The organism is Rhizobium sp. SG570, from assembly GCF_012275345.1.
In the GTDB taxonomy this organism is placed as follows: domain Bacteria; phylum Pseudomonadota; class Alphaproteobacteria; order Rhizobiales; family Rhizobiaceae; genus Rhizobium; species Rhizobium lusitanum.
Window position 1 is genome coordinate 152,978 of the sequence record NZ_JAAZQI010000001.1, and the last position, 18,122, is coordinate 171,099.

17 protein-coding genes are annotated in these 18,122 nt (G+C 60.4%); 13 read left to right on the forward strand and 4 right to left on the reverse strand.

All coding sequences use genetic code 11. From position 1 onward, the window contains the following. The first annotated feature begins 50 nt into the window (after positions 1 to 50). From FHT28_RS00745 to FHT28_RS00770, 6 genes are all read left to right on the forward strand, one after another. Positions 51 to 2,354: an EAL domain-containing protein gene (locus FHT28_RS00745; protein WP_092573472.1), complete on the forward strand. Its 2,304-nt coding sequence runs from the start codon at positions 51 to 53 to the stop codon at positions 2,352 to 2,354. Positions 2,355 to 2,730: 376 nt separating this feature from the next. Continuing rightward, positions 2,731 to 3,486 (forward strand): hypothetical protein, encoded by a 756-nt coding sequence (locus tag FHT28_RS00750; RefSeq protein WP_037196338.1) that lies wholly within the window; start codon positions 2,731 to 2,733, stop codon positions 3,484 to 3,486. 180 nt (positions 3,487 to 3,666) lie between these two features. Further along, positions 3,667 to 3,891: an aa3-type cytochrome c oxidase subunit IV gene (locus tag FHT28_RS00755; protein ID WP_037196339.1), complete on the forward strand. Its 225-nt coding sequence runs from the start codon at positions 3,667 to 3,669 to the stop codon at positions 3,889 to 3,891. Between the two features lie 112 nt (positions 3,892 to 4,003). Continuing rightward, positions 4,004 to 5,167, forward strand: a complete 1,164-nt coding sequence (locus FHT28_RS00760) for a Re/Si-specific NAD(P)(+) transhydrogenase subunit alpha (RefSeq protein WP_168595345.1) — start codon at positions 4,004 to 4,006, stop codon at positions 5,165 to 5,167. Between the two features lies 1 nt (position 5,168). Continuing rightward, on the forward strand, positions 5,169 to 5,567 hold the full coding sequence (locus tag FHT28_RS00765; protein ID WP_037196341.1) for a proton-translocating transhydrogenase family protein: 399 nt from the start codon (positions 5,169 to 5,171) through the stop codon (positions 5,565 to 5,567). Between the two features lie 10 nt (positions 5,568 to 5,577). After that, positions 5,578 to 6,972: an NAD(P)(+) transhydrogenase (Re/Si-specific) subunit beta gene (locus FHT28_RS00770; protein ID WP_168595592.1), complete on the forward strand. Its 1,395-nt coding sequence runs from the start codon at positions 5,578 to 5,580 to the stop codon at positions 6,970 to 6,972. Positions 6,973 to 7,004: 32 nt separating this feature from the next. Here the strand turns inward: FHT28_RS00770 and FHT28_RS00775 are convergent, their stop codons facing one another. From FHT28_RS00775 to rpsU, 4 genes are all read right to left on the reverse strand, one after another. Next, the gene (locus tag FHT28_RS00775; RefSeq protein WP_037196585.1) at positions 7,005 to 8,660 is read right to left on the reverse strand and encodes a sensor histidine kinase; all 1,656 of its coding nucleotides are present in this window, start codon (positions 8,658 to 8,660) and stop codon (positions 7,005 to 7,007) included. 254 nt (positions 8,661 to 8,914) lie between these two features. Next, positions 8,915 to 9,985 (reverse strand): FAD-binding oxidoreductase, encoded by a 1,071-nt coding sequence (locus FHT28_RS00780; protein ID WP_037196342.1) that lies wholly within the window; start codon positions 9,983 to 9,985, stop codon positions 8,915 to 8,917. A 115-nt stretch (positions 9,986 to 10,100) separates the two neighbouring features. Continuing rightward, positions 10,101 to 10,976, reverse strand: coding sequence for a tetratricopeptide repeat protein (locus tag FHT28_RS00785; RefSeq protein WP_037196343.1), 876 nt, complete (start codon positions 10,974 to 10,976; stop codon positions 10,101 to 10,103). Between the two features lie 137 nt (positions 10,977 to 11,113). Then, positions 11,114 to 11,326, reverse strand: a complete 213-nt coding sequence (gene rpsU, locus FHT28_RS00790; RefSeq protein ID WP_003585885.1) for a 30S ribosomal protein S21 — start codon at positions 11,324 to 11,326, stop codon at positions 11,114 to 11,116. A gap of 364 nt (positions 11,327 to 11,690) precedes the next feature. Here rpsU and FHT28_RS00795 point away from each other — a divergent pair, with 364 nt between their 5' ends. The 7 genes from FHT28_RS00795 (at position 11,691) to FHT28_RS00825 (ending at position 18,121) form a co-directional block, all read left to right on the forward strand. Further along, positions 11,691 to 11,927 (forward strand): hypothetical protein, encoded by a 237-nt coding sequence (locus FHT28_RS00795; RefSeq protein ID WP_246704788.1) that lies wholly within the window; start codon positions 11,691 to 11,693, stop codon positions 11,925 to 11,927. A gap of 16 nt (positions 11,928 to 11,943) precedes the next feature. Further along, the gene (locus tag FHT28_RS00800; protein ID WP_168595347.1) at positions 11,944 to 12,399 is read left to right on the forward strand and encodes a hypothetical protein; all 456 of its coding nucleotides are present in this window, start codon (positions 11,944 to 11,946) and stop codon (positions 12,397 to 12,399) included. A 137-nt stretch (positions 12,400 to 12,536) separates the two neighbouring features. Then, positions 12,537 to 13,790, forward strand: a complete 1,254-nt coding sequence (locus FHT28_RS00805) for a sarcosine oxidase subunit beta family protein (protein WP_037196345.1) — start codon at positions 12,537 to 12,539, stop codon at positions 13,788 to 13,790. Next, the gene (locus FHT28_RS00810; RefSeq protein WP_037196346.1) at positions 13,790 to 14,209 is read left to right on the forward strand and encodes a hypothetical protein; all 420 of its coding nucleotides are present in this window, start codon (positions 13,790 to 13,792) and stop codon (positions 14,207 to 14,209) included. Before FHT28_RS00805 ends, FHT28_RS00810 begins: the two co-directional genes overlap by 1 nt. Before the next feature lie 15 nt (positions 14,210 to 14,224). After that, positions 14,225 to 14,590 (forward strand): sarcosine oxidase subunit delta, encoded by a 366-nt coding sequence (locus tag FHT28_RS00815; protein WP_168595348.1) that lies wholly within the window; start codon positions 14,225 to 14,227, stop codon positions 14,588 to 14,590. Then, positions 14,587 to 17,580, forward strand: a complete 2,994-nt coding sequence (locus FHT28_RS00820; protein ID WP_168595349.1) for a sarcosine oxidase subunit alpha — start codon at positions 14,587 to 14,589, stop codon at positions 17,578 to 17,580. Before FHT28_RS00815 ends, FHT28_RS00820 begins: the two co-directional genes overlap by 4 nt. After that, positions 17,573 to 18,121, forward strand: a complete 549-nt coding sequence (locus FHT28_RS00825; RefSeq protein WP_037196349.1) for a sarcosine oxidase subunit gamma — start codon at positions 17,573 to 17,575, stop codon at positions 18,119 to 18,121. The genes FHT28_RS00820 and FHT28_RS00825 overlap by 8 nt, the downstream gene beginning before the upstream one ends. The last annotated feature ends 1 nt before the right edge of the window (position 18,122 follow it).

The window sequence follows — 18,122 nt, forward strand, 5'->3', positions numbered from 1 at the left end:
AATTTTAAAACGTTTCACCTAGGGTGTCCGCCGCATCAGGGGAACTCTGAATGAAGCCTCCAAGCCCGGACACCGTGCCGACAGATGTCTATCTGTCGTTCGTCAGTTCGCTTTTCGGAAACCGTAAAACGCTGTTTACGGGGGTGTTCGTTCACATCCTGACATACGTCGTCGTTTTCCTGAGTACGCGTGCAAATATATATCTCGTTCTGTGCCTGGCTTTTGCCGCTGTCTTTGCGTTACGCATGTACTCCTTCTGGTTATTCGATGCCGCCGACAAGCACAGCTTCGCGCGTGCCGATATCGCTCGTTGGGAAACCCGCTATGTGATCGGTGCTGCGGCCACGGCGTCCATTCTCGGCATCGGCAGCGGCTATGCCATCCTGATCGTGCAGGATCCGCTGGCTGAATTCATCTGCATCGCGGTGACCATGGCGTCGATGGTGTCGATCGTCGGCCGCAACTATGGTTCCCAGAAAGCGATCGACCTCCAGACCCTGGCATGCTGCCTGCCGATCATCATCGCCTGCCTGATGTCGCAACAGCTCTATAAGGCGATCGTTTCCATCATGCTCGTTCCCTTCGGGTTGACGACGCGCGCGATGGCAAACGGCGTGCGCGAGTTTCTCTATAAGAATGTCATCGCGTCGCGCGAGATATCGCAGATTGCCGACCGGTTCGACACCGCGCTCAATAATATGACGCATGGCCTGTTCATGCTGGATGCCCATAACCGTATCCTCGTGGTCAATCGCAAGGCATGCGAACTCCTGAATTTCACACATCAGGAGCAGCTGAAGGATTGCGAATTCGACGTCGTGCTGCGGTATGGTGCGCGTCATGCATTCATTGACGGCTCCTTGCCTGGATTGATCCAGCGGCAGATGGCGCAACTCGTCAGCGGTTCGCTCTCGCGCACGCTCATTCAGTTCAATGAGGATCAGTTTCTGGAGTTTGCGGCCAGCCGTCGCGCCGACGGTGTCGTCATCCTGATCTTCGAGGATGTGACAGTGCGTATCCGGGCGGAGCGCAAGATCCTGCATATGGTGCGCTACGACCCACTGACGGGCTTGCCGAACCGTGAATATTTCGTCGAGCTGGTCAAGGAGCAGCTTGCCGCTCGCACCAGAGAAAGCCAGATCGGCATCCTGGTTCTCGATGTCGACGACTTTAAACATGTGAATGACACCAAGGGGCATGTGACCGGAGACCGTCTGCTGGTCGCCATCGCTGAGCGTCTGAAGGAGCTTGCCGGCACCACGGCGCTTGCCGCGCGTCTGGTGGGCGATCAGTTCGTGCTGTTTTTCCCGAATGAGGATGGCACGTCGGACGTGGGGAGCTGCGTGCAGGCGTTGCATGCCGCGGTGACGGGCACTTACGATGTGGATGGCAACAGCTTTCGGATTTCCTTCAGCGGCGGTTACGTGACCATGTCGAGCCGCGAATTTCGCTCGGAGGAATGGCAGATCAAGGCCGACCTAGCGCTGTTCGATGCCAAGCTGCGGATGAAGGGTGGCTGCACCGCCTTCGAAGAGGAGATGGATGCGCGCTATGTCGAGCGGCAAAGGCTGAAGGAGGATCTGCGCGAGGCGGTGGAAGCCGGCCGCCTTCAGGCGGTGTATCAGCCCATGTTCACGCCGGATGGCTCCCGCATCGATTGCTGCGAAGCTCTGGCGCGATGGATTCATCCGGAGAAGGGCTCCATCCCTCCCAACATCTTCGTGCAGATCGCCGAGGAGATGGGCATCGTTGGCGGTATCACCCGCTTCATGATCAACCAGGCCTGTCGGGATTGCGTTTCATGGCCAGCGCCAGTGTCGGTGTCGGTCAACCTCTCGGCACAGGATCTGCGTAGCAACGATATCGTCGATATCGTCATGGATGCACTGGAAGCATCGGGGCTGGAGCCGTCGCGGTTGCATCTCGAAGTCACGGAAAGCTGCCTGATGGACGAGGTGGCGACAGTCCGGTCCATTCTTGCCGATCTGCGTGCCAGAGGCATCACGGTCGCCATCGATGATTTCGGAACGGGCTTCTCCAGCCTTAGCTATCTCGATTCGCTGCCCGTGGATGTCGTCAAGATCGATCGCTCCTTCGTCCGCGACATCACAACCGACAGCCGTCGTTTCAAGCTGCTGTGCGGCATCGTCGATCTCTCCCGCGCCCTCAGCCTCCACATCGTGATCGAGGGTGTGGAGACGCTCGAGCAACTGGCGCTAGTCGTTGAGAAGAACCTGGCTGACATCATCCAGGGTTATGTGTTCTCTGTTCCCGTGTCGCGCGAACAAGTCGTCGAGATGGTCGACAGCCTCAGCCGCCGGCAGCCGGCCCTGCGGCAGGACAATGTCGCGTGAGGCGGTCGAAGCTTTTCAGACCGCGTCGCTGAAGCACCTGCCCTGAAAGGCGCATAGTAACGACCGTGTCTCACCGCCCCGCCGGTGCATGCCATTCACGTCGTTCTTTCCACATCAGACCAGAGCTGACAGTCACCTGACTGCCTCCACGAATATCAGGCCTGTGCCTTCATAGGATGGTTCCGGTGGGCGCATGCGCACCTTCATGAATAGCAGTAATGCAATATTCAGAACCTGATCATATTCGAATCTATACCGGTATTCGTTGAAAAATTAACCTTTATGAACGAATAGTTAATGAAAATTTGAAACAAACATTGATCAATTTTTCTCTTAATACCAATAATGGTCCGTTAATCATAACGGAACATTAACCATGACTCATGTGAGTATTAAAGAAAGCGGCTTTGCCGGCAAGCTGATGGAGGTGCTCGATCACGTAGAATACCGCCGAATTGAAAGCAGCGAGGACATGGAGGATGTCGCGCGGCTGCGTTACAAGGCCTATAAGGCGCACGCAGTCTTGCCCGTGGCGGCCAAGAACCTGATCGACGACATAGACTTCGACGACCATGCCTATATCTTCGGCGTCTATTATTACGAGGAGCTGGTGAGCACGGTGCGGATACACCATGTCACGCCGGATCATCGCGTGTGCCAGTCAACCGGCATTTTCCCGGACGAAATTCATGCCTTCCTCGATGCCGGCATGACGTTGATCGACCCGGCACGCTTTGCCGTCGACCCCGATTTCGAGCTGGAATTGCCGGCCTTGCCCTATCTGACGCTGAGACCGGCGATCGTGGGTGCCATCTATTTCGACACCGACAGGGTGATGCAGCATATTCGTCCGGCGCATGCGGCCTTTTACAAGCGTGTGTTCTACGCCGATACGGTCGTTCCGCCCCGCATGACCAAGACCTATGGTTTCGAATTGACGCTTCTGGCATCTCGATCAAAGGAGATCCGCGGCAAGCTGATGCAGCGATATCCGTTCTTCGATTCCGAGCCCTGCGAGCGACGCATGATGTTTTCCCGCGGCGAGGATACCGGCTCGCCTCCCTTGACCATTCTGCCGACCGCGAGACTGGCAAGCGGCGTCCGGCGTGATATTCGCGGGCAATTCGGCTAGCCTGCGCGCTGATGCGACCTTCTCGTGCATTGCATTTTTCGTCGCTTTGTGTAACCCCTCGGTAGAGGAAATTCGGCTGCGGCATCTCCTTACCAGATGCCGTGGCTTTTGAGGACGAACTCCAACCGCCCGTCTGTTGTCGGGTCTTTCGGGAGGAGCGCATCGAGGGGAGATTTTTGAATGGCCGAACATAATACCGGACCCGCTGAAACCGGTGCTCCTATGGACTACAAGGAGCATGAGAAGACTTATAATCTTTTCCTCTCGAGCGCCCGGGTCGGATCTGCGATCATTGCCGCATTGTTGATCGCCATGGCGGCAGGCTTCTTCGGCCATGCCGGCTTCCTCGGTGGCGTCCTCATTTTCATCGTTCTTTCCATCGCCAGCATTATCCTGTTGCGCTGACATTCCAGCGCTGATCGACGCCGGGCCTATCTGGCTCGAGCCTTCCCGTAATTCTGCGGGCTGTCACGCCACCGCATTTGGGCGTGCGGCCGTTTGATGCGAGGTGTTGTCGTTGGGTAATCTGGTTTTCGTGGCCAAGGAAAGCGTGGCGGAGGAAGCGCGCGTCGCGGCGTCCGTCGAGACAGTAAAAAAGATGAGAAGCCTCGGCTTCGACGTCGTGATCGAAGCCGGTGCGGGCGCTTCCTCGCGCATTCCGGACCGCGAATACGAAGCCATCGGTGCGCGCATCGGCGCTGTGAAGGATGCTAAGCGGGCCGATGTCATTCTCAAGGTCAGGCGACCGACGAGCAAGGAGATGACCGGCTACAAGACCGGCGCGATCGTGATCGCCATCATGGATCCCTATGGCAACGAGGCAGCCCTTGTCGAGATGGCGCGCGCCGGGCTGACGAGCTTCGCCATGGAACTGATGCCCCGCATCACGCGCGCGCAGTCGATGGATGTCCTGTCGTCGCAGGCAAACCTTGCCGGTTATCAGGCAGTCATCGAGGCTGCCGCCGTTTATGACCGGGCGCTGCCGATGATGATGACGGCGGCAGGTACGGTGCCGGCGGCAAAGGTCTTCATCATGGGCGCCGGCGTTGCCGGTCTGCAGGCGATCGCGACGGCAAGGCGGCTGGGTGCTCTGGTGTCGGCCACCGACGTGCGTCCGGCAGCCAAGGAGCAGGTCGCCTCGCTCGGCGCGAAATTCATCGCTGTCGAGGACGAGGAGTTCAAGGCCGCCGAAACAGCCGGCGGCTACGCCAAGGAAATGTCCGGGGAATATCAGGCCAAGCAGGCAGCGCTGGTCGCGGATCACATCGCCAAACAGGATATCGTCATCACAACAGCGCTTATCCCCGGACGTCCTGCCCCTCGGCTTGTCAGTCGCGACATGCTGAAGGCCATGCGCCCGGGTGCGGTCGCGGTCGATCTCGCCGTCGAGCGCGGCGGCAATATCGAGGGCGTTGAATACGGCGCCGTGGCCGATGTCGAAGGCGTCAGGGTGGTCGGATATCCCAACATGGCCGGCCGGATCCCGGCGAGCGCGTCGGCTCTCTATGCCAAGAACCTCGTCACCTTCCTGGAAACGATGGTCGACAAGGACAGCAAGAGCCTCGGCCTCAATCGCGCCGACGAGTTGATCAAGGCGACGATGCTGACCGATGGCGGCGAAGTCGTGCACCCGAATTTCGTCGATCCCGACCAGCCGACGGTCAAGAAGGGAGATCTCTGAAATGGCCAGCCAAGCAATGGATCGGGCACTCCAGCAACTGAATGATGCCGTTACCGCCGTCATGACCGCTGCGGCACAAGCGCCTGAGGCGGCCAGCGCCGCAACCGGCGGGGCGATCGATCCCTTCGTCTTCCAGTTCGCGATCTTCGTGCTGGCGATCTTCGTCGGCTACTATGTGGTCTGGTCGGTGACGCCGGCCCTGCACACGCCGCTGATGGCGGTAACGAACGCCATCTCCTCCGTCATCGTCGTCGGCGCGCTGCTGGCGGTCGGTATTTCCGCCAGCGGATTGGCCACGGGCTTCGGCTTCGTGGCGCTGGTGCTCGTTTCGGTCAATATCGTCGGTGGCTTCCTTGTCACCCAGCGCATGCTGGCGATGTACAAGAAGAAAGACAAGTGAGGGCGGCATGCTGACCAATATCGCGGCTTTCCTCTATCTGGTTTCCGGCGTCCTGTTCGTTCTTGCGCTGCGCGGCCTTTCCCACCCGGCAACCAGCCGGCGCGGCAATCTGTACGGCATGATCGGCATGGGCATTGCCATCGTCACGACGTTGGTGCTGGCAACGCCGTCCTTCGGCGGCTTCGTGCTGATCGTTCTCGGCCTCGCCATCGGCGGCGGAGCGGGCGCCTACATTGCCCGCGTCATCCCGATGACCTCGATGCCGCAGCTCGTGGCCGGCTTCCACTCGCTGGTCGGCCTGGCGGCGGTTCTGGTGGCGGCGTCGGCGCTCTATACGCCGTCCTCCTTCGGCATCGGCAATATCGGATCCATCCACACCGAGGCCCGCATCGAAATGGCGATCGGTGTGGCCATCGGTGCCTTGACCTTTACTGGTTCGATCATCGCCTTCCTGAAGCTCGACGGGCGCATGTCCGGCAAGCCGATCCTGCTGCCATACCGGCACATCATAAATACCGCCCTGCTTATCCTGATCGTGTTTTTCATCATCGGCCTTGCGGTAAGCGAAAGCCATTTCGATTTCTGGGCCGTCGTCGTCCTGTCGCTGGCGCTCGGCGTGCTCTTGATCGTGCCGATCGGCGGGGCGGACATGCCTGTTGTCGTGTCGATGCTGAATTCCTATTCCGGATGGGCGGCCGCCGGCATCGGCTTCACGCTCGGCAATCTGGCGCTCATCATCACCGGCGCGCTTGTGGGGTCCTCCGGGGCGATCCTGTCCTACATCATGTGCAAGGGCATGAACCGCTCCTTCGTCTCGGTCATTCTCGGCGGCTTCGGCGGTGAAAGCGTGTCGGGCGGCGCCGATAATTCCGACAAGACCGTCAAACTCGGCTCGGCTGAGGATGCAGCCTATCTCATGGCGAATGCCTCAAAGGTCATCATCGTGCCGGGATACGGCATGGCGGTTGCCCAGGCCCAGCATGCGCTGCGCGAGATGGCCGATCGCCTGAAGGCGCACGGCGTCGACGTGAAATATGCTATCCATCCGGTCGCCGGACGGATGCCCGGCCATATGAACGTGCTGCTCGCCGAAGCAAACGTGCCCTATGACGAGGTGTTCGAGCTCGAGGACATCAATTCCGAATTTGCGCAGGCCGATGTCGCCTATGTCATCGGCGCCAACGACGTCACCAATCCGGCCGCGCGCGACGACAAGACCTCGCCGATCTACGGCATGCCGATCCTCGACGTCGACAAGGCCAAGACCTGCCTCTTCGTCAAGCGCTCCCTCGGCTCCGGCTATGCCGGCATCGACAATACCCTGTTCTACAAGGACGGGACGATGATGCTGCTTGGTGACGCCAAGAAGGTGACGGAAGAGATCGTCAAGGCGATGAACGAGTAACGTTCACACCCCATTCCCGATCGTAACCCGTTCTATGTTCGCTTGCGCTCCATCGTGGCGCGCGGGGCGGTGAGTATCCATACGAGGCCAGCGGGCCGGAAATCGATCTCGACATGACCGCTGAAGGATGCGGCGGCATGGGCTTTCGTGACCGTCGTGCCGAAGCCGGTCTCGGTCGGTGGTTTGACCGGCGGGCCGTCGCTTTCAGTCCAGACGAACCGGATCATCGGTCCGGTCTCACCTGGCTCGTTCGTCCATTCGATGGCAATCTTGCCCTCGGGGGCCGAGAGCGCTCCGTATTTTACCGAATTCGTTGCCAGCTCGTGCAGGATCAAGCCGAGATTCTGCACCGCTTCGGGCTTCAACAGGAAATCGTTGCCTTTTACGTCGAGCTGTTGCGGCCCTTGCAGGAAGGTCGCCAGATGGATGTCGATCACGCGGCGCAGCGAGACGCCGGACCATTGCTCGCTGGTCAGGACCTCTATCGAGCGCGCCAATCCTTCCAGCCGGTCGGCGACCGCGCGCTGGAAGGTATCGACGCTATCCGTCTGGCGTGCGAGCTGGCGGGTCATCGCCTGGGCGAGCGCCAGCAGGTTCTTGGTGCGGTGGACGAGCTCGTGCATGACGAAATGCAGCCGGTCCTCGGTGACGCTGCGGTCGAAGGACGCGTTGGAAAGCGCGACGGCCACCTGATTGGCCTCGACGACACTGCTGTCGATCGGCGACACGATCTCGCCCCGGCCCATGCGATCCGCCATGTCGGCGATGCTCTGTATGGTTATGCGTACCTGGCGCGCCAGGGCATAGACGGCGATCAGCGCGACCAGCAGCAATGTGACGCCGCCATAAATCAGGAAACGCCATGTGCTCATCAGCGATGCCTGTGCCGAGATGACAGGCCCCCACACGACCGCTTTCCATGACCAGCCGGAGATCTGCGCATAGCCGAGCAGCGAGTGCGGCAGGACCTTGTCATCCTGATAGACGCCGCTGGAAGCGATCAATTTGGGCAGAATATCCTTGTTGAATGTATCGCCGGGGGAAAGGATCGTCGGGCCGCCGGCGGCGACGACGTGGCCGGATTTGTCCAGGACCGCGGCCGACCAGCCCGGGGGGAGGGCTTCCGTCGTGATGAGCTTGGCGAGCTGATCCGCATCCTGGGTTATCGCCAATGCGGCGCCGGCCGGCGAATGATCGAGCGGGAGGGTGACGTTATAGACCCATCGACGGGCGTTCGGGCCTACGAAGACATCGGACGCCTCGATGCGTCCGGAGTCCAGCGCCGATTGCAGCGCGGCGATGTTGCCCGTCTTGCCAAGCGGCTTGCCGAGCGGCCAGCGTGTGTTCAACCGAAGTTGGCCATCCTTTTCCAGGAGCAGGACGAAAAGCGCATCGGTGCGCAACACCGTCTCCGTCCGGGTGAAAAAGGTCTCGATATCGTTGTGCTCCAACTCAGGCGAAGAGGAGAGCAGCCGCAGGGTCGTCGCCATATCCTGCAGTTGCCGATCGATCACGCGGGCCAAAGACTGGGCGTCCTGAACTGTGTCGCCTTTCAATGCATCGCGTTCATTGTTTTCGAGCTGGACCAAAAGCAGCGCGACGAAGGCGAGAATGGGCAAGGCAATCGCCAGTGCGATGGCGATCAGATAAGCCCCAATCGACGCCTTCGGGAAATGCAGCTTCCTCATGGTGCGATCAACCGATCGTACCTCGATGACGATCGGGAGCGCTTGCGGAAGCAAGAATAACGGTTCCGGTCATCATGCCAAGCGCCCCCATGCCTAGACCCTGAGCTACATACTCTCAGGGCACCCATGTTAGGGCTCGGCAAATTGCCTTGCAACATCTGAAAATTCATTGCCGTGAAATCGTAAATAATCCCGGGCGTTTACGGGGCGGTGATGCATCGTTGTGGTTGCGCGTCCGCGCCCCATCGTCCGCCTTAGGCGAAGCGCGATAGTCGGAAAGGGGAGAGTTCCGTAACCTCCTTGCCATCGAGGATTTCCTCCGCTGCCAGCAGCCCGACGAGCGGCGCGAGCGTGACGCCGGAATGAAGGACCGCAAGATAGAGCCCTGGCCTGGCGTCGACACCGCCGAGGATGGGCAGGCCGTCTTTCGGTGTCGGACGATAGCCGATGGTATGGAAATCGAGTTCCAACGCATCGCCTCCCTTCAATGCCGCCTTCACCTTGGCGAAAAGCTCGCCTGCGGCTTTCTGTGGATTGTCGCCGGGAGCGGTGCCGCCGAAATCACCGCCGGCAATAATCCGGCCTTCCATCGTCTGGCGCATGTGAAGTTCCGGAGCCATCACCAGGCCGTTCAGCAGTTTCGGCGTGGGGCGGGAATGAACGATCAGACCAGGCGGCGTTTCGAGCGGCACATGAATGCCGGCCGATGCGGCAATTGCTGCCGTGCCGGCGCCGGCGGCAAGAACGACATGATCGGCGTGCATCGGCCCTTCATTTGTCTCGACGCCGGCGATCCTGCCGTTCTCAGTCAATAGACTTGTCACCTCGACACCGTGCAGAAGCCCGGCGCCATGACGACCGGCGTCCTGCAGCAGCAGCTCGGCTGCAGCAACGGGCTCGACGGCGCCTTCCTCGGCGATATGCAACGCATAGTCGGGTGGGGTGGCGAGGTTCGGCTCGATCATGACGCTCGTCGCACGATTGACCGGCTGTATGCCATAGCCCCAACCATGATGTTGCGCGGCATAGGCATCCAGTGCGGCCTCCGGCATATCCCAGCACAATCCGCCACACCAGGACAGTGGCAGACCGGGCAGATCCGCCGCAAGCCGCGACCATTCGGCCATCGAGCGGTGACGGAAATGAAAATAGAACTCGGGATTGCCCCAGCTGGCATTGATCCAGGCGAAGGAATTCGGTGTTGCCTCGCCGCCAATCTTTTGCGCGATTGTCGTGACGGACGCACCCTTGCGCTGGAGATGCCAGGCGATGGAGGCGCCGATGATGCCAGCGCCGATAACGATGATTTTCTGGGGGGAGGGCATGTCGTGGTCTCGTTTGGATGGGGAGATATTCGAGACTAGGCGTTCGATGACGCAAAGAAAAGCCGCCGGACGAAGGATCGTCGGCGGCTCAACGTCTCATTGCTATGCGGCTATGTCAGGAGCCGGCGCCCACGCGCGCCAAGCCATCTCTGGCCGGCTGGTAGTTTGGATCAAGGTTGACGGCATGCTGGTAGGAACGGCGGGCTTTCGCCTTGTCGCCTTTGCGCTCGTAGACGAAGGCTTGGTTCGCCCAGGATTGGGCGACCTTGTTGTCAAGATCGATCGCATGGTTGAAGTCGGCGAAGGCGTTGTCGTCGTCGTTCTGTGCAAGATAGGAAATGCCGCGGCTGTTGTAGGGCTCGGGCGAGTTCGGGGACAGCGAGATCGCCTTGGAGAAATCGTCGATCGCCTTATCCTGCTGATTGCGCTTCTGATAGATCACGCCGCGGCCGTTGAAGGCACGGCCATCCGTCGTTCCCAAGCTGATCGCCTTGGAATAGTCGTTGAACGCGTCGTCGTCGCGACCTGACTGGCGATAGAGATTGCCCCGGCCGATATAGGCGACGTCGTAGTTGGAATTGATCTGCAGCGCGGCATTGTAGTCCGCGACCGCTTCCGGCAGCTTGCCCATGTTGCGGTAGATAAGCGCGCGGTTGGCATAGGCCTGATAGAACTTCGGATTGAGCTGTATCGCCTGATTGAAGTCCGCAAGCGCGCGGCTGAAATCTCCGCCGCGGCCGTAGGCCGTACCGCGAACATTGTAGCCTTCCGGATCCTGTGGATTGGCATTGATGACCGAGGTCAGCGAAGCGATATTCTCCGAGGAGCCCTGCGCCTTGTCGATGCGGATCACGTTATCGGTGGAAGCAGTCTGGCAGCCGGATAGGCTGATTGCGGCAAGAATCGCCAAAGCTGGCAGTGCGGCGGCGCGCTTCGAAACAAAAAAGAGCAGGTTCGAAGTACGGAGCCGTTCGGTAGTCGTGATTGCCATTATCGGGTTCGCTTTCCCATGCGTCATATCAGGCTGTTCTGATCTAATCCGATTTGTACGCAGAATAAATCAAAAAGGCGGCGGCGAACGACTCGCCCCCGCCACACATACATCTGAAAACGTCGAAAAGACGACGATTAGCGTGCGACCAAGCCTTCACGCTGCGCGCGCTTGCGTGCCAGCTTGCGAACACGACGAACAGCTTCAGCCTTCTCACGAGCACGCTTCTGCGACGGCTTTTCGTAGTAGTCGCGCATCTTCATTTCGCGGAAAATGCCTTCGCGCTGCATCTTCTTCTTGAGAGCGCGGAGAGCCTGGTCGACATTGTTATCGCGGACAAGTACCTGCACGAGAATCACGTTCCTTTGGTTTGGTTAATGCCAGCGGCGACGGCGGCGCCAGGAGGCAAAAATATAACGTTCGCGCAGCCGTAGCCTTGCGATTGGTTAGGCGAGATAGCAGATCGGTTTGTCAAAGTCTAGCCAGATCGTGAGTTTGCCGGGTAAAAAGCGGCTTGTCGAGCCCTGAATTGGGCTATTGGTACCTTCGCCGTATAGGGTGCGGACTTGGTTTTCGATGTTTAGCGACCGCTGACATGCCGGTGCGAAGGTTCTGTATCACAACCATTCGCGCATCCGTTCAGTCGTCCGATGCGAGAGGAGGAATCACTTTATGGAATCACTCGGCCTCGTTGCTGCCGGGAGGCTGCTTGCAATGCCCATGGTTGCTTTGGTCGTTCTTGCTGCAATGCTTGCGCCTGCCGCAGCCGGTGAGGTGCGTTTTGGTAAGAACGTCCGCGTCGGCGGTCATGATTTTTCGAACCAGACCTTCGATAGCAAGCATCGCGCGAGAATCTACCTTTACAACCATAGGCCGCGCAAGGAAGGATGCATCTGGCGCAGCGACGGCCGTGGTGGCCGGGTGAAGGTTTGTCACCTACAGCGCAAGTAGGATGGAGCTGGGAATTATGAGCGATAAGACCATGCCAACGAGCGTTCGATATTACGAACGCCTCACATATGCTGGGGTGGCGGTTGTTTTGATAAATCAGGTGGTGAACTGGGATCGGACTGCCAGTCGTTTTGCTGAAGCACCATTGGCTTTCACGATTTTACAAATTGCGATTCTTTGCATCCAAATCTTCTGGGTTTGGCTGGTTGTCCATAAACGGGTGAACTGGGCGCGCTGGATGACACTTTGCGGGCAATTCGCTATGATGTTTTTGATTGGTTTCGGCTTCGGAGTACTCGCTATTAAGGGTCACGCAGAGGGAACGGTTTTCGAATTTGCTTTGCTAATTTTGATGACTTCCTTTTATTTGCTTGCCGCGTGTCTTCTTTTTACCCGTTACGCAACAATGTGGTTTGTTCTTCAAGCGGACATGAATTCGGCCACATCGGCACAGACTCCACAGATGGTTTGACGTTGCGTTCGCCCATTCTTTTTCACCGTGTCGAAAGCCGGTCCTGAATGCGTCGCAAAAGAGCCGTTGTGTCGGTTTTTGATTTGCGATCTGTATGACCCATAAAAGGGCGTCATGCCTGAAGGAGTTGAGGGCGAATGCGTAAATACTCGGTTTTTGCCGTGGCAAGGGAAGCGATGCGGGCTCACAAGGGCTGGGAGGCTCAATGGACCTCGCCGGAGCCGCGCAAGGAGTATGATGTCGTCATCATCGGCGCCGGCGGTCATGGCCTGGGCGCGGCCTATTATCTCGCCAAGGAGCACGGCATCACCAATGTCGCCGTTATCGAGAAGGGCTGGCTCGGCGGCGGCAATACCGGCCGCAACACGACCATCATCCGCTCGAACTATCTCTATGAAGAGAGCATGCACATCTACGAGCATTCGATGAAGCTCTGGGAAGGGCTGTCTCAGGATCTCAATTACAACGTCATGTATTCGCCCCGCGGCGTGATGATGCTGTCGCACAATGTGCACGACCAGCAATCGTTCAAACGGCATATCCACGCCAACCGGCTCTACGGCATCGACAATGAATGGCTGACGCCGGAGCAGGCCAAGGCCTTTTGTCCGCCGCTCGATATTTCCAGCACCGCGCGTTACCCCATCAATGGCGCCGCCCTTCAGCGTCGCGGCGGCACGGCGCGGCACGATGCGGTCGCCTGGGGTTTTGCCCGCGCGGCGTCGGATCGCGGCGTGCATATCATCCAGAATTGCGAAGTGACCGGCATCCGCCGCGGGCCGGACGGCCGCGTGACCGGTGTCGACACGAGCAAGGGCTTCATCGGTGCCAAGAAGATCGGCGTTTCCGCAGCCGGTCATACCACTGTTGTCATGCAGATGGCGGGCGTGCGTGTGCCGCTGCAGTCGAGCCCATTGCAGGCGCTGGTCTCCGAGCCGCTGAAGCCGATCTTCCCCTGCGTCGTCATGTCGAACACGGTGCATGCCTATATCTCGCAGTCCGACAAGGGCGAGCTCGTTATCGGCGCCGGCACGGATCAGTATAATTCCTACAGCCAGACCGGCGGCCTGCAGATCATCACCCATACGCTGGATGCGATCTGCGAACTCTTCCCGATGTTCCGGCGCGTGAAGATGATGCGCTCCTGGGGCGGCATTGTCGACAACACGCCGGATCGGTCCGCGATCCAGTCGAAGACACCGGTGCCGGGGCTCTATGTCAACTGCGGCTGGGGCACGGGCGGCTTCAAGGCAACGCCGGGTTCGGCCAATCTGTTTGCGCATCTGATTGCCCGCGACGAGCCGCACAAATTCAATGCCGGGCTTAATCTGGATCGTTTCCGCACTGGCCGATTGATCGACGAGGCGGCAGCGGCTGCCGTGGCGCATTGATGCTGGCGGCGGTCGGGATCGTTCTTGCGGCGGGATTTTCGCTTCCGGCAGGGACGATCGTGACCAAGGTCAGCGATCTCTTTCCGGGGGCCGGGGATGTTCGCATGCAGGTGATCCACAAGGCACAGGACGAAGCGGATTGGCCGTTCGTGGCCGAAAGCGGCGTGCTTGCCTGCGTCAAGGTGCTGAACAAGCCGGCCGTTTATTTCGTGCCGGAACAGACGCCGGCGGCCACGAGGGCTTTCGAAGTCGACACGGATCTGCTGGGCATGAGTCTGATCAATCTGGGGATGACCAACGTGCTGAAACCCTACGGGTCGCTGGAGGCGCTGCTGAAGCGCATAACACCTTTCGTCACCATGGGACGGCAGCTTTGCGCGCAGCCACCCGGTACAAGCCTTTCCGGCTCCGAGCTTTAACACAGGTAGAAAACGATGCTGCTGATTTACTGCCCCTATTGCGAGGAAGAGCGTTCGGAACTCGAATTCCGCAACGCCGGCGACGCGCATATCGTGCGGCCGGCCAATATCGCCGGAATCTCTGACGAGGAATTCGAGGAATATTTCTTCCTGCGCGACAATCCGAAGGGCCTGATCTTCGAACGCTGGCGGCATATCCATGGCTGCGGCCGCTTCTTCAACGCGGCGCGCGACACGGTGAGCGACCATTTCTACCGCACCTACAAGGCCGGCGAGCCGAAGCCGGATCCTTCAACGCTTCTGCCGGGCGCATCCGAGCCGTTAGCCCCGAGCCAGAGCGAACAAGAACAGACGGCACAAAAAGAGGGATTTGCTGAATGAGCGGCGCCAATCGTATTGCGGGCAAGGGGCGTCTGACGCCCGCCAGAACCGCCCGCTTCACCTTTGACGGCAAAAGCTACACGGCTCTCGAAGGCGACACCGTCGCCTCCGCCCTGCTTGCCAATGGCGTTCATCTCGTCGGCCGCTCGTTCAAGTATCATCGCCCGCGCGGCATCCTGTCGGCCGGAGCCGAGGAGCCGAATGCGCTGCTCGACATCTCCCGCGATGCGGCCCGGCGCCAGCCGAACGTCCGCGCCAGCGTGCAGGAGGTGTTCGACGGCATGAAGGCGCAGTCGCAGAACCGTTGGCCATCGCTCGCCTTCGATATCGGCGGCGTCAACAATTTGATGTCGCCCTTCTTTGCCGCTGGCTTCTACTACAAGACCTTCATGTGGCCGAAGGCGGCCTGGAAGCACATTTACGAGCCCTTCATCCGTCGCGCCGCCGGCCTTGGCGTCGCGCCGACGGAAGAGGATCCGGATCACTATGCCAGCCGCTATGCCCATTGCGACGTGCTGGTCGTCGGCGCCGGCATTTCCGGCCTCTCAGCGGCATTGGCCGCTGCCGAAACCGGCGCAAAGGTCATCCTCTGCGATGAGCAGGCGGAAGCAGGCGGCGCGCTGCGCTTCGACACCGGCGTCAAGATCGACGGCGTCGAGGGCTATGCCTGGGCGCAGGAGATTGTTGCCAGGCTGAAGGCGATGCCGAATGTCGAGGTGCTGACCCGCACGACGGCCTTCGGCTACTACAATCACAATTTCTTCGGGCTTGCCGAGCGGGTGACCGATCATCTGGCGAAGCCGGGCCGCAACCTGCCGCGCGAGCGACTGTGGCAGGTCCGCGCCAAGCGCGTCATCCTGGCGACTGGCGCTATCGAACGCCACATGGTGTTCCCGAACAACGACCGGCCGGGCATCATGCTGGCGTCAGCCGCGCGCGCCTTTCTCAACCATTATGGTGTCGCCGTCGGTGCCAAGATCGGCGTCTATACCGCGCATGATTCGGCCTACGAAGCCGCTTTCGATCTCAAGCGCGCCGGTGTCTCAGTCGTTGCCATCGTCGACAGCCGGGTGCGGCCGGGCGAGGCAGTCGTTGCCGAGGCAAAGCGGCTCGGCATCGAGGTCATGGCTGATTATGCTGTTGTCGATACGGCCGGCAAGCTGCGGGTCTCGTCCATGACCGTTGCGCGCAATGGCAGCTCCAGCTCTCGCAAGATCGCCGTGGATGCGCTGCTGGTTTCGGCCGGCTGGACGCCGTCGGTGCATCTGTTCTCGCAGTCGCGCGGCAAGCTGAAGTTCGATGCGGAGAAGCAGCGTTTCCTGCCGGGCACCTATGTCCAGGATTGTCTTTCCGTCGGCGCATGCAACGGCACCGACGGGCTGCAGGCGGCGATCGAGGAATCGCTTGCTGCCGGCGAGCTCATGGCGCGCGCAGCCGGAGCAAGTGGCGGGGAAAAGATCCAGCTCCAGGCGGAGCAGGCTTTCGAATGGACCGGTGGCATGATCGGCGCTGCCGAGGGCGCAGGACCGGACACCAATGCCAAGGCCTTCGTCGATTTCCAGCACGACGTCTGCGCCAAGGATATCCGCCTTGCCGTGCGCGAGGGCATGCATTCCATCGAGCATATCAAGCGCTTCACCACCAACGGCATGGCGTCCGACCAGGGCAAGCTTTCCAATATGCACGGGCTGGCGATCGCCGCCGAAATGCTTGGCAAGGATATCCCGCAGGTGGGTCTCACCACCTTCCGCGCGCCCTATACGCCGGTCACCTATGGCACGCTGATCAGCCATTCGCGCGGGTCGCTCTTCGATCCCGCCCGCAAGACGCCGATGCATGCCTGGGAAGAGGCGCATGGCGCCATCTTCGAGGATGTCGGCAACTGGAAGCGCGCGTGGTTCTATCCGCGCGCCGGCGAGACCATGCATCAGGCCGTCGACCGCGAATGCCGCACGGCGCGCGAGGTGGCGGGCGTGTTCGATGCCTCGACGCTCGGCAAGATCGAGGTGGTCGGGCCGGATGCGGCGGAGTTCCTGAACCTGATCTACACCAACGCCTGGGACACGCTGAAGCCCGGCCGCTGCCGCTACGGCATCATGCTGCGCGAGGACGGTTTCGTCTATGACGACGGCGTCGTCGGACGTCTGGCAGACGACCGCTTCCACGTGACCACCACAACCGGCGGCGCACCGCGTGTGCTGCATCACATGGAAGACTATCTCCAGACGGAATTCCCGCATCTGAAAGTCTGGCTGACGTCGACGACCGAACAATGGGCTGTCATTGCAGTGCAGGGACCGAAGGCGCGCGAGATCATCGAGCCGCTGGTCGAGGGGCTCGATCTTTCCAACGAGGCCTTCCCGCATATGAGCGTGGCCGAGTGCAAGGTGTGCGGCGTGCCGGCGCGGCTGTTCCGCGTCTCGTTTACCGGCGAGGTCGGCTATGAAATCAACGTGCCGGCCGATTACGGCCAGTCGGTTCTCGAAGCCGTTTGGGCGCGGGCCGAGCCGCTGGGCGCCTGCGCCTATGGCACCGAGACCATGCACATACTGCGCGCCGAAAAGGGCTATATCATCGTCGGTCAGGATACCGACGGCACGGTGACGCCAGACGATGCCGGTCTCTCATGGGCCGTCTCCAAGAAGAAGACGGATTTCGTCGGCATCCGCGGCCTGAAGCGGCCGGATCTGGTGAAGGAAGGCCGCAAGCAGCTCGTCGGCCTCGTCACGCGCGACCCGAAGATTGTGCTGGAGGAAGGCGCGCAAATCGTCGCCGATCCGAACGAGCAGAAGCCGATGACCATGCTCGGCCACGTCACTTCGGCCTACTGGTCGGAAAATCTCGGCCGCTCCATCGCCTTCGCTTTGGTCGCCGGCGGCCGCGATCGCATGGGCAAGACGCTCTATGTGCCGATGCCCGACAAGACGATATCAGTCGAGGTGACGGATCTGGTGTTCTTTGACAAGGAAGGAGGCCGGATCAATGGTTGATCTCGCAACCCGTAAACTGCCGCTCGCCGGCCGCCACGGCGGTTCCGCCACCGTCAGGCTGACGCCTGCCGCGCCCGCAAGCCGCATTTCGCTGCGCGCGCCGAGCGATTCCATCGGCGGCCTTTCGCAGGCGCTCGGCCTGCAAATGCCGAACCGGCCGAAGACCTCTGCCAGCGCCAACGGCCGTCATGCCCTTTGGCTTGGCCCGGACGAATGGCTCGTCATCGATGAGAACGGCGCCGATCTGGTCGGCCTTGCGGCCTCGGCCGGCGTGCTGCACTCGGCAGTCGATGTCTCGCATCGCAATACCGCCGTGATCGTGTCCGGCCCCGGCGCGGAAGCAACGCTTTCGGGCGGCTGCCCGCAGGATCTTTCGCTGCAGGCTTTCCCAGTCGGCGCCTGCTCGCGCACGCTGTTTGGCAAGGTCGAAGTCGTGCTGCTGCGGCTCGACGAGGAAACGTTCCGCGTCGAGGTCTGGCGCTCCTTCTCTGACTATGCCTTCGGCCTTCTGGCCGAAGCGGCGGAGGATGCGAGCCTTTAAT

Coding starts and splice junctions, on each gene's coding strand:
- FHT28_RS00745 (WP_092573472.1), top strand. CDS start 51: ATGAAGCCTCCAAGCCCGGACACCGTGCCGACAGATGTCTATCTGTCG.
- FHT28_RS00750 (WP_037196338.1), top strand. CDS start 2,731: ATGACTCATGTGAGTATTAAAGAAAGCGGCTTTGCCGGCAAGCTGATG.
- FHT28_RS00755 (WP_037196339.1), top strand. CDS start 3,667: ATGGCCGAACATAATACCGGACCCGCTGAAACCGGTGCTCCTATGGAC.
- FHT28_RS00765 (WP_037196341.1), top strand. CDS start 5,169: ATGGCCAGCCAAGCAATGGATCGGGCACTCCAGCAACTGAATGATGCC.
- FHT28_RS00775 (WP_037196585.1), bottom strand. CDS start 8,660: ATGAGGAAGCTGCATTTCCCGAAGGCGTCGATTGGGGCTTATCTGATC.
- FHT28_RS00780 (WP_037196342.1), bottom strand. CDS start 9,985: ATGCCCTCCCCCCAGAAAATCATCGTTATCGGCGCTGGCATCATCGGC.
- FHT28_RS00785 (WP_037196343.1), bottom strand. CDS start 10,976: ATGGCAATCACGACTACCGAACGGCTCCGTACTTCGAACCTGCTCTTT.
- FHT28_RS00795 (WP_246704788.1), top strand. CDS start 11,691: ATGCCCATGGTTGCTTTGGTCGTTCTTGCTGCAATGCTTGCGCCTGCC.
- FHT28_RS00800 (WP_168595347.1), top strand. CDS start 11,944: ATGAGCGATAAGACCATGCCAACGAGCGTTCGATATTACGAACGCCTC.
- FHT28_RS00805 (WP_037196345.1), top strand. CDS start 12,537: ATGCGTAAATACTCGGTTTTTGCCGTGGCAAGGGAAGCGATGCGGGCT.
- FHT28_RS00810 (WP_037196346.1), top strand. CDS start 13,790: ATGCTGGCGGCGGTCGGGATCGTTCTTGCGGCGGGATTTTCGCTTCCG.
- FHT28_RS00815 (WP_168595348.1), top strand. CDS start 14,225: ATGCTGCTGATTTACTGCCCCTATTGCGAGGAAGAGCGTTCGGAACTC.
- FHT28_RS00820 (WP_168595349.1), top strand. CDS start 14,587: ATGAGCGGCGCCAATCGTATTGCGGGCAAGGGGCGTCTGACGCCCGCC.
- FHT28_RS00825 (WP_037196349.1), top strand. CDS start 17,573: ATGGTTGATCTCGCAACCCGTAAACTGCCGCTCGCCGGCCGCCACGGC.